Genomic DNA, 11035 nt, shown 5'->3' with positions numbered 1-11035 from the left:
AAAAAAAAAGGGTGCGTCACAGACTTATGACACACCCTCTTCTTTTTATCTCCAACCGCCCTCATTTCTTATTTCTCATTTCTAATTTCTCATTTCTCATTTTTCTCCCTTTCTTTTGGAAAAAATTCCAATTTTTATTTTGTATTACCGATGAAAAGTCGTACTTTTGCAGAAAAGTGTTGTAATATGGCTAAACATCCTCTTTGGAAAGATGAATACTGGCTTTTGCTATTGCAATTATACCAGAAAAAGCCAATGGGCGTTAAACCTCTCTATTCGAAAGGCATGGTCAATCTGGCTCTGGAGCTGCATATTGCCCCAGAAGTTCTCCACGAACAGATGTTCAAACTCAGAATGGTCACCCCACGCATCAAGAGGCTTTGGGATAAATATGGAGACAACCCTAAAAAGTTGGCTCGTGATATCCATTTGCTCAAGAAAATGGAAGGATGTGGAAATGCAACACAATTCTATCAGGGGGTTTCCATCAGGGAATCATTCGAACACGACTGGGAACCTATCGAAGCCGAACCTTCGCTCACTCCCGTCAAGCTGATCATCATCCTCGATCTTTATTTCCAACTCACACCAATCACCATGGTGCCGGAAACACCAGAAATCATTGATCTTGCCAAACTCATCAAAACCAGCACGAAGGTGATAGTAGAGGCCATGAATGTGTTCCAGATTTGCGACCCATATCTCAACAGAAACGATGTGGTGATCAGCCATCTGATAGACGCATGCAGCAAAATCTGGCAGCGATATGGAAACGGAAATCCTGATAAACTCTACAAACTGGCATTGGAACTGAAAGAATACTTCAAGTAAGATAGGAAAAATACTTCTAATAAGAAGATATAACTTTTTAAGTAACTTGGAAAGAACTTATTTAAAAGACACGAAACATGACTCAAAAACTCATTCAGACACAGGAGCAGAAACTACAACAGCTCCAGCGACTCTCCGCCCAACAGATGTTGCAGGTGAAGATGCTGGAAATGCCGCTCAACGAACTGGAGGATAATATCAATGCCGAACTGGATGATAATCCTGCCTTGGAAACTGAGAATCCGGACGATGCACTCATGGGAGAGGGCAACGAAGACCGTTCGGCTCTGGATGATTCTGACAACAGTAATGACGATGAATTTGGAGACGATGCCTACGAAGCACAGTCGGAAAAAGAAGAAAGAAAGGACGAACTGGATCAGGCATTGGAAAGTATCGGAAAAGACGACCAGATGCCCGACTACAATACTGACAGATATAATACGCAGAACGCCGACTACGAGGAAATGGTTTATGGCGATACAACTTCCTTCTACGATAAGTTGAAGGAACAGATGGACATGCAGATACTCACGGATAAAGAAAAGCAAATCATGGAGTATCTGATTGGTTCGCTGGATGAAGACGGATTGCTCCGCAAAGACCTGGACAGCATCTGCGATGAGCTCATCATCTACCATAATATTGATGTAAGCGAAAAGGAAATTGAGCATGTGCTCCACAAACTCCAGTCGTTCGATCCTGCCGGTGTGGGCGGAAGAAGCCTACAGGAATGCTTGCTGCTGCAGGTAAAAAGACTGCCTAAGGGAGTGCTGCGCAAAACCATGGAGGAAGTATTCGAGGATTATTTCGACGAATTTACCAAGAAACACTGGGATAAAATCAAGTCTGGACTGGAACTCAACGAAACCCAGTTGGAGACACTCAAGGACGAGATACGCAAGTTGAATCCTAAGCCGGGCGCATCGCTTGGCGAGACTGACGGACGAAACATGCAGCAGATCAACCCCGACTTCATCGTAGATACAGCCGATGACGGAACCATTACATTCACGCTCAACCGAGGCAATATGCCAGAGCTGACTGTATCTCCTTCCTTCACCGACATGATAGAAACCTACAAAAAGCACAAGGATCAGATGAGCCGGAAAGACAAGGAAGCCCTGCTCTATGCCAAGGAGAAAGTAGATAAGGCCCAAGGCTTTATCGAAGCCATCAAGCAGCGCCGACATACGCTCATCATCACTATGAAGGCTATCATCGACATCCAGAGGCAGTTCTTCCTGGATGGTGACGAGGCTGACCTCAAGCCGATGATTCTCAAGGATGTAGCAGAAAGAACGAAACTTGACATCAGTACCATTTCACGAGTAAGAATCGAGAAATATGTACAGACCAAATGGGGCATATTCCCACTCAAGTTCTTCTTTACAGACAGCTATACCACCGAAGACGGCGAGGAACTGTCAACACGCAAGATCAAGATTGCCCTCCAGCATCTCATCGAAAACGAGGATAAGAAGAAACCTCTCAGCGATGATGCTATTTCCAAGGTCATGAAGGAAAAGGGATTCCCTATTGCACGACGCACCGTGGCTAAATACAGAGAGCAGTTGGGCATCCCGGTAGCACGATTGAGAAAATAAATTCAGGAAAATATACAAAAGGTTACATACAACATAGTTTGTTATGAAAGAGAAAAATATCATATTGGCGGCACGCATCATGAGCATGATCTTCACCCCTTTCTACCTGCCATTGGTAGGACTGGTGGCTCTTTTTCTGTTCAGCTATATGTCGCTGCTGCCATTGGCATATAAGTTGCCGATGCTGCTCACGGTGTATATCTCCACCATCCTCATGCCCTCCCTGCTGATACACCTATACCGCAGGTTTCAGGGATGGACCTCCAAGGAATTGGGCAGGAAAGAGCGCCGCATCGTACCCTACCTGATATCAATCCTGTGCTATTTTGGCTGTTTCTTTCTGATGGAATACCGCAACACGCCGAGAGTAATCAGCATTATCCTGGTAGCGGCATTGGTGATACAGATGGTATGCGCACTCATCAATGTATGGTGGAAGATCTCCACCCACACGGCAGCCATCGGAGGAGTAGCAGGAGGACTGGTAGTCTATTCGATTGCCTTTTCCTTCAATCCTATCTGGTGGCTGGCATTCGTCATCCTGCTGGCAGGCATGGTGGGTACAGCCCGCATGATTCTCCGTCAGCATACGTTGGCGCAGGTGGTAGCCGGATTTCTCGTTGGAGTAGTGTGCGCTCTCTTTATTATATAAGTAAGGTGAGCATTCATTAGATGATAGAACAAAAAATCATTAATATTAAATATAAAAGCAAATGAAACCATTAGTTAGCATTATCATGGGCAGTACCAGTGACCTGCCTGTTATGGAAAAAGCATGTAAGTGGTTGAATGACAACCAGATTCCTTTTGAGGTAAATGCCCTCTCTGCTCACCGCACTCCAGATGCAGTAGCAGCATTTGCCAAAGGAGCTAAAGACCGTGGTGTGAAGGTTATCATCGCCGCTGCAGGTATGGCTGCTGCCCTTCCTGGCGTGATAGCAGCAGAAACACCGCTGCCAGTTATCGGTGTGCCTATCAAGGGTATGCTCGATGGTCTGGATGCCATGCTCAGTATCATTCAGATGCCTCCTGGCATTCCTATCGCCACAGTAGGTGTCAACGCAGCTCAGAACGCAGCTATCCTGGCTGCAGAGATGATTGCATTGGGAGACGAGGAAGTGGCAGAGAAGGTGCAGGCATGGAAGGCAGGTCTGGATGCAAAGATCGAGAAGGCCAACAAGGAGCTGCATGAAATCAAATACGATTATAAATGTAACTAATATATCCTGATATGCCCCTTCCCTGGGGCATATCTCATCTTATACATTATGGTAGATTTATTCAATTATACCCGACGCACTTCTTCTGTTGCCCATGTCGGAGGACTTGACTTAGGCGGTAACAATCCTATCCGCATCCAGTCGATGACCACTACCAATACCAATGATACCGAGGCTTGTGTACGTCAGGCAGAGGAAATCATCAAGGCTGGTGGCGAACTGGTGCGCTTTACCACCCAGGGCTCCCGCGAGGCTGAAAACATGAAGAATATCAATGCGGGAATCCGTGCCGATGGTTTCACCACTCCGCTCGTGGCTGACATCCACTTCAATCCGAATGTGGCTGATGTGGCTGCACTCTATTGCGAAAAGGTGCGTATCAACCCAGGCAACTACGTGGATCCTGCCCGCAAGTTTATCAAGCAGGAATATACCGACGAGGAATATGCCCACGAACTCCAGAAGATTGAGGAACGATTCGTTCCTTTCCTCAATATCTGCAAGGAGAACCATACTGCTATCCGCATCGGCGTAAACCATGGTTCGCTCTCCGACCGCATCCGCAATCGCTATGGCGATACTCCGGAAGGCATCGTAGAGAGTTGCATGGAGTTTCTTCGCATCTGCAAGAAAGAGAATTTCCACGATGTAGTCATCAGTATCAAGTCATCCAATACCGTGGTGATGGTGCGCTCTATGCGTCTCTTAGTGGATGAGATGGAGAAGGAAGGAATGAACTACCCTCTTCACCTGGGCGTTACCGAAGCCGGCGAAGGTGAAGATGGAAGAATCAAGAGTGCCGTGGGCATCGGTGCGCTTCTGGCTGATGGCATCGGTGATACCGTGAGAGTAAGTCTGAGCGAGGAACCTGCGGCTGAGATTCCTGTAGCCCGCCATCTGGTGGATTATATCGGAAAGAAACAGGGGCAGCTGATGATTCCTGCTACGGTTTGTCCTTCTTTCGACTGGTTGCACCCTACTCGCCGGGAAACCGAGGCTGTGGGCAATATCGGTGGCACTCAGGTGCCTGTAGTCATCAGCAACCGTATCAATGGCGAGAGCACGATTTGTGAGAATAAGGATGCCCAACCCGACTATATCTATATAGGTGGAAAGATGCCTAAGCAGTTTGTGCCGGGACAGAGCTATATCGTAGATTACAATGTCTATGAGACCCTCAACTGCAAGCCAGAGACTACGGGTGCCAAACTCTATCCTATCTTCCCTGCTATGGCTATGCCGTTCATCGCCAGCATCAAGGCAGACATCAAGTTCCTCACGCTCCAGTTTGGTACTCCTGCCGAAGAATACATCGCTTGCTTGAAGAATCATCCGGAAGTGGTAGTCATCTGCGTCAGCAATCACCAGAACCGTTTGGGCGACCAGCGCGCCTTGGTTCATGAGATGATGAATGCCGGCTTGAAGAACCCTGTTGTCTTTGCGCAGATGTACCAGCACAGCAAGGAAGAGAAGAGCGACTTCCAGTTGGAGGCTGCTGCCGACATGGGTGCGCTGATGATAGATGGTCTGACCGATGGTATCTGGTTGATGAACAATGGCGACATCCCTGCCCAGACCATTGATGAGACTGCTTTTGGAATACTTCAGGCAGCTCGTCTGCGTACCAGCAAGACCGAGTATATCAGTTGTCCTGGTTGCGGAAGAACCCTCTACGATCTCCGCGAAACCATTGCCAAGATCAAGGAGGCCACCAAGCACCTGAAGGGTCTAAAGATTGGCATCATGGGCTGCATCGTGAATGGTCCTGGCGAAATGGCAGATGCCGACTATGGTTATGTGGGCGCCGGTCCAAACAAAGTAAGCCTCTACCGCAAGCAGGTTTGCATAGAGAAGAATATCCCGCAAGAAGTGGCAGTAGAGCATCTGCTTGCCCTCATAGATGCGGATAAGAAATAAAGATGATATAAATCGAATTTACAAACAGCCGTGTTCTAACACGGATTGTACTTCATAGATTAAAATTGAACTCTTGAAGTCCTCGGTGCGAGATGCATCGGGGACTTTTTTATGTACTTTAAAACTATACATACTATTTTACGCAAAACGTTACGTTAAAGAATTTTAAAAACAACGTATAATGATTGTATATTTTACAAATAATTTATAACTTTGCAAAAAGATTAAAGTTGCCGGATAACAATATATATATCACGGTATTAACAATAAAAAAATACATTCAATTGTATAGGATGATAGTATTCAGAAGTAGCATTATTTCAATTAATTAAATAAAACCAACTATTATAACGGTGGTTCCAAATCGGATCATCGCATTTCTTATTTACAATATGAAGCATAAGAATATTTTTAGTAAAAGAAAATCAACAGTATTGTTTTTTACCATAGCATTTTTAGCTATGGGGGGGTATTGTGTCGCTACTAAAGCGCAGACTACCCAGATTGCAAGTACATTGGAAAAACTGAAAGGACAGGAAGTGACCAAGGAAAACTACACTCAGTTTGTCACAAACGGCGAAAAGCCAAGCTCAATGAAAGATGCCCTGTTTAATGGTCAAGCTAAGAACATGTTCTTGCTCTACAACAAGGGCACGGGCAAGTTTCTTACCTTTGGTGGCTACTGGGGCGCAAGTGCCACGCTCAGCGATACACCTTGTCCCTTCTGGCTGCAAAGTAGAAATGACACCAAAGAAACACAAGGCAGCTACGTTCGCTATCCAGAGAAGACTGGAGAAACCGTAAGCAGCGAAAAAGGAGAGGAGAGCTATACTAATAGCGAGCAAAAATTTCCTGTCCTAACAACACCAAAACCATTTTATTTTGGAAGCCAAGAAGGAAACAACAGAAGCCACGCTATCTATAAATCGATACAAATAGTAAAGAGCGGCGGAACAACAACAGACATCAAGGTTAAGAAAACAGAAGACACCTCCGACAATGCTTACTACACGGCAAGCAGCAAAGCCCCATTTATACCCAACGGAAAGAAGTTCAAGTCGGAAGCATTGGACGTTGATTTTGACAAAGGCGACAAGATTGTTATCAAACTTAACCTGAACTCATGTCCTAATAATGTTAACGCAGCAAACATCCTGTCAATAGGAACAAATATTGAAACATGGAGCCAAAATGGTGAAAACATGGTTCATGTTTATTTCACCAAGAGTTCAAAAACATTCAATATTGACCGGACATGGGGCAAGGCACCAGACCAGATAAACAAAAAAACGACAACCATTGCCAGTTTGGATGATGTCACAATCACGCTTTCAAAAGATGCTCTTACAATTTCCTCACAAAAGCACGGCTATACCATTCCTTACAAAGAAGGAAAAGCAGGAACCTTCGCCAAGTTTAAGTATGAGAACGATGCTTATGTGCTTGATAACGAAGGCAACCTTCAGCTGACCGACGATGCATCAGGCAAAGGCTATTATGACACCAATACAGGGTCGGAGAACTATACCTATGCCGATGCTCCAGACGATGTGAACCCTACATTTTTCATCTCACGCTCTATTCACAGCAATGAAGATGGAGTAGATCCTTTCTTGGCTTATGCGACCATACGATATGGCACATATAATAATGATAATGGTCTGTCAGAGAAAATGGCTGGCGTATATACAGACAAGCCAATCTATTCAACAGGAGATAACGGCAAGAAATATAATCCTGAGTATGCCCGCTGGCAGTTTATCCCTACTGGCACCACTGGCGAATATCGCCTGGCGCTTCACATGAATGTAAACCTCAAAACGGGTCTTGGATATGCTGAGGTAAACGATCCAAGTAAGACCAAGGAGGCAACCTATTATATGACTGCAAGCAGCGGCTATATCAAAGGCGATACAAAAGCCATAAAAGAAGATGACAAGCAGCACTATCTCTACAGCACGGTAGATAAAAGCGGTAAAAGAACTTACATAACAGATTTCTCCGACAGATACGAGATGGTAAAGATGACCGAGACACCAGAACAGAGCGGCAACTATGCCATCTGGAAACTGATTACCGCACACGACTATCTGTTCATGCTCAATAGCCAGCAGAGTGCGCTCAAAGAGACGATAGACCTGAGTGCTGTGTTGGCAGATCCCGACTTCTCAAGACACAATGATGGATTGAAGAACTGGAATATAGACGAGACACTGAGTAATGCTTCAAAAGAGTACAACAATGCCAAGCTGCGCATTGGTTACGACGGCAACTATAAAACCAATTTAGAAGCGAATATTTACAACTCCGGAGCAGATGAGCTATGGAACTTCAACGATACCATAAACAGAGGTCGCACCAACAATAACTTCTGTGCCAACCATAGCCGCTACATGTGCGCCACCGTCCAGAATAGAGGCTACGGTCGTATGTATCAGAGCATAACGATTGACAGTCCAGGCTGGTATATCGTTCGTTGCCAGGGCCTTACCACCATCAACGCATATCTCTATGCTACGGTGAAAGAAGGAAATGCTAAGGCGGAAAATGAGTTCAAATGCGACTTGAGAAAGATTACAGACGAATATCTTCAAAAGAACCTGCAGATTCTGAATGCCAAAGATGCTTACTGGCCTTACGACCAGGCAAGTCCGATGTATAATGCAGCTGTTGACATGAACGACGAGCATGTGCAACCCAACCATGTGAAGGAAAGTACATCGCAGGTGCTCTTCTATGTAGAGAGTGCATCTCCCTCTGCACCTGCTACAGTTACCTTCGGTGTGAACATTCCACAGCAGACGACATACGAGACGGCTTACAATGGCACACGCTCTTATTCGAAAGACTTCACAGCCTTCGACAACTTCCGTCTGCTCTATGGAGGACAGGAGAGAAACGAGCCTTTCCTCATCCTCAACGAGAACGATGAGAACCTCGACTATCTCGACCAGACTATACACAAGTATAAGAGTCATGGCGACATACGTAAGAAGCTGTTGCTCCACCGCACGTTCACCAAGAACAGCTGGAACACCATCATCCTTCCTGTGGGTCTGACCCAAGAGCAGTTCAAGGGTGCCTTCGGAGAGAATGCACAGATTGCCGAGCTCAGCACACTCACCGCATCCCAGATACGTTTCAAGACCATAAGCAATAGTACCAAGGTGACCGCTCCTGACGGAACATCTTATAACTACTGGCTCAAGCCGATGACCCCTTATCTCATCAAGATAAATGATGAAGGCTATGAGGCGCCAAAGAATACCGACGAATACACGGCTTATCTCTTCAACTGTGCTGATAACGGCATGACTTATCAGACCAAGACCATCGGCGGTCCTGACAATGCCTACTACAGCATCGACGACATCACGATGATAGAAGGCGAAGGCTTTGCCAAGACCAAGCAAGAAGGCAACTTCAACCACTGGGACTTCAAGGGCATGACCCAATCCAATATTGATGGCACCCAGAAAGCCTACTCTTATGTCATCAAGGGTCAGGAGACCAATGCTGAGGTGAACGGCGGCAAGATGACAGCCTACGGTATGCTGACACGCAACTACACCAAGGATGCAACAAGCGGCAAGAACACCTTACTCCCAGGACATTCGCCTATGACAGATGCCTATATCATGACAGCAGACAAGACCACCAACAAGCCCGTCTTGAAATATAAAACAGGCGGTGGTGCCTCGAAAGGTTTCCGCTGCTGGTTCCGCTACAGCACCACAGAATCTTCTGCAGCCAAGCCACAGTTTGCCCTCTTCATCGACGGCATCAGCGAGCCGACAAGCATAGAGGATATCATGAACAATGATGAAGGTATCACTCCTGCCGAAAAATTCGCCAATGGCATCTATTCGCTCAACGGACAGAAAGTAGGCGACTCAGAGGCTGCATGGAACCATCTGCCAAAAGGCATCTATATCGTGAATGGTAAAAAAGTAATCAAGTAATAGATAAACGCAGAATTAATGATACAAAAGAAATATATAAAACCAACAACAAGGGTTGTTTTTGTTGACTTGGAGGAACTGATGATTCCTGCGCCGCAGAGCGGTGCAGCCGTCAGTTCAAAGGATACACCAAGCAACGATGATGTAACAATAGGAATCGATAATAGCGGCTTTGGAAGCTCAAGTTCTGATTGGGACGATGAAGACGAAGCCCTGTAAAACATATCATGCAGAAATCATAAAATACAAAATCATCTAAAGAACTAACCTCCCCCTTTGGTAAAATCCAATGAGGGAGGTAGTTTTCATCATAAAGTAAGGTAAATGAACATACAACATCATCAACCAAAGAACTGATTATAGTCATACTCGGAGAAATAAAGTTCTATTTTCATTTCTCAACGCCACAGATATCGCTCGACGTGCTGGCATTAATCCTTCACTCATGCGACAATATACCAGTGGAGTAAAAACTGCTGGTGAAAAAACATACGGCAAGTTAAATGCCTGCCTGAATAAAATCAAATCGAATTTACAAACAGCCGTGTTCTAACACGGATTGTACTTCATAGATTAAAATTAAAATTTTGAAGTCCCTGGTGCGTGATGCATCGGGGACTTTTTTTGTGTACTTCTACATTTATATCAGGGCTGCCTTTGAACTGAACATCCATGGGATTCTTATTTTTCCACCAGAACCTCCTTCTCTTCATAACGGTCGAAGCCGATGCTCATATCAGCACCGTGCTCCCGAAAGATGGAGAGAAGGCGTTCCTGTATGTAAGGAGGAATGTCTATCTCGCCACTCCTTGCCTTATAAAACCTGCGACGGGTATAAGGCGTATGGGAATAGAAATAACGGGTTCTGCCCGATGGGATGGTATTGTAGATGCGCAGGAATCCCCTCGCCCATACTTGCTTTTCTGCTACAAGATGATAGGGACACTTCTCGCCTTCACTCACCAGATGCTTCACATTGAGCACCTCAAAGGTGTCAGCATTGGCAAGCGCCTTGACATACTGCGCATAACGGGCACAAGTGTTGCTACGTGTGCAGGATACCATAGGGCAAACTACACAATGTGGAATATTCTTCATACTTTCTTTTATTTTTAAGTTATTTATAATTCATAGAAAAAGGCTCAGACAGAGAGGGTAAAGCTCAGAGATAGAATGCTGGAACTCAGAGATAGCGTTTTAACTTACTATGGCACATTTGTGCCCTGGCTGAGGGCACAAATGTGCCTTAGGCAAGTAAAATCATAACTCTGAGCTTCACAACTGAAAACCAGTCATTTCGCTCTCGGAAAACAGGGAGACCGGAATTTTGAAATCTGATACGACGTTTTGCCTTCACCCTTCACCTTTTCTTTTGGAATGCCGATAAACACTGGGGCTCCGAGGGTGAAGGGTAAAATTTAACCCTTCACCACCCTTCACCCACCTGTCACCCAATCAAGTAAGCGGCTCCGCGTTTATACCATTGTAGCTTTCTCGT

The 11035-nt window shown here is 45.5% G+C and carries 8 protein-coding genes; 7 read left to right on the top strand and 1 reads right to left on the bottom strand.

The window, feature by feature from the left end; genetic code table 11:
- The first annotated feature begins 186 nt into the window (after positions 1-186).
- From DW917_RS15070 to DW917_RS15040, 7 genes are all read left to right on the top strand, one after another.
- Complete coding sequence (locus tag DW917_RS15070; RefSeq protein ID WP_118120025.1) at positions 187-831, top strand: hypothetical protein; 645 nt, start codon at positions 187-189, stop codon at positions 829-831.
- A gap of 77 nt (positions 832-908) precedes the next feature.
- Positions 909-2438 (top strand): RNA polymerase factor sigma-54, encoded by a 1530-nt coding sequence (rpoN, locus tag DW917_RS15065; RefSeq protein WP_118120023.1) that lies wholly within the window; start codon positions 909-911, stop codon positions 2436-2438.
- A gap of 43 nt (positions 2439-2481) precedes the next feature.
- Positions 2482-3090, top strand: a complete 609-nt coding sequence (locus tag DW917_RS15060; protein ID WP_118120021.1) for a phosphatase PAP2 family protein — start codon at positions 2482-2484, stop codon at positions 3088-3090.
- 61 nt (positions 3091-3151) lie between these two features.
- Positions 3152-3658 carry a 5-(carboxyamino)imidazole ribonucleotide mutase gene (gene purE / locus DW917_RS15055; RefSeq protein WP_022110448.1) on the top strand — a complete coding sequence of 169 codons (507 nt, stop codon included), beginning with the start codon at positions 3152-3154 and terminating at the stop codon, positions 3656-3658.
- A 48-nt stretch (positions 3659-3706) separates the two neighbouring features.
- Positions 3707-5575, top strand: coding sequence for a 4-hydroxy-3-methylbut-2-en-1-yl diphosphate synthase (locus DW917_RS15050; protein WP_118120019.1), 1869 nt, complete (start codon positions 3707-3709; stop codon positions 5573-5575).
- Positions 5576-6036: 461 nt separating this feature from the next.
- A complete protein-coding gene (locus tag DW917_RS15045; RefSeq protein ID WP_147344220.1) occupies positions 6037-9537 on the top strand; it encodes a hypothetical protein in 3501 nt (1166 codons plus the stop codon).
- A gap of 18 nt (positions 9538-9555) precedes the next feature.
- A complete protein-coding gene (locus DW917_RS15040; protein WP_118120015.1) occupies positions 9556-9756 on the top strand; it encodes a hypothetical protein in 201 nt (66 codons plus the stop codon).
- Positions 9757-10218: 462 nt separating this feature from the next.
- On the opposite strand, the gene DW917_RS15030 is transcribed toward DW917_RS15040, so the two are convergent.
- Positions 10219-10635 carry a DUF6078 family protein gene (locus tag DW917_RS15030; protein ID WP_147344219.1) on the bottom strand — a complete coding sequence of 139 codons (417 nt, stop codon included), beginning with the start codon at positions 10633-10635 and terminating at the stop codon, positions 10219-10221.
- Positions 10636-11035: the final 400 nt, after the last annotated feature.

The sequence above is a fragment of the Prevotella sp. AM42-24 genome, from assembly GCF_003461825.1.
GTDB classification, from domain to species: Bacteria; Bacteroidota; Bacteroidia; order Bacteroidales; family Bacteroidaceae; genus Prevotella; species Prevotella hominis.
This window is presented reverse-complemented; position numbering and strand designations above follow the sequence as displayed.